This window comes from Acinetobacter lwoffii (assembly GCF_024129355.1).
GTDB lineage: Bacteria > Pseudomonadota > Gammaproteobacteria > Pseudomonadales > Moraxellaceae > Acinetobacter > Acinetobacter lwoffii_I.
In genome coordinates, this window is the sequence record NZ_JAMXXP010000093.1 from 1 (window position 1) to 536 (window position 536).

Annotated in this window: 2 pseudogenes; both read left to right on the forward strand. The window is 47.6% G+C overall.

From position 1 onward, the window contains the following. A pseudogene (locus NI468_RS16120) lies at positions 1-374 on the forward strand (HlyD family secretion protein); the annotation flags it as partial. Next, positions 374-536 (forward strand): annotated as a pseudogene (locus NI468_RS16125) (ABC transporter permease); the annotation flags it as partial. The pseudogenes NI468_RS16120 and NI468_RS16125, both read left to right, overlap by 1 nt.

A 536-nucleotide genomic window follows, 5' to 3' on the forward strand; every position in this document is an offset into this window, starting at 1 on the left:
CCCAATTAGTAGCACCTGTAAACGGAACGGTGTCTAAAACCTATGGCAAAGTCTCGGAGCTGGTAGCCACCGCAGTCCCTGTGGTCAGCCTCATTGAAGACAAGATGTGGGTGAGCCTGAATATTCGTGAAGACCAATATGCCCCATTTCAGAAAATGAGCAGTATTGCAGGTTATATTCCCGCCCTAGATAAAACCGCCACTTTTCAAATTAGACAGATCAGTGCTGAAGGCGAATTTGCCACCATTAAGACCACACGCCAAACCGGCGGTTATGATGTGCGCAGTTTTAAGCTGCATCTTGTGCCCGCACCAGCGATTCCTGAACTCAAAGTCGGGATGAGCGTATTATTTAAACTGAAAGAGACCCCATAATGTGGACGGGTATATGGCGCGAACTGCGCTATCTGCTCCGAGAAAAATGGGATCTGTGTCTGGTCACGCTCGCACCTGCACTGGTGATTATTTTATTCAGCAGCATGTTTGCTCAAGGGAAACCGGATCATTTACCGATTGCGATTATTGATCAAGACCAGA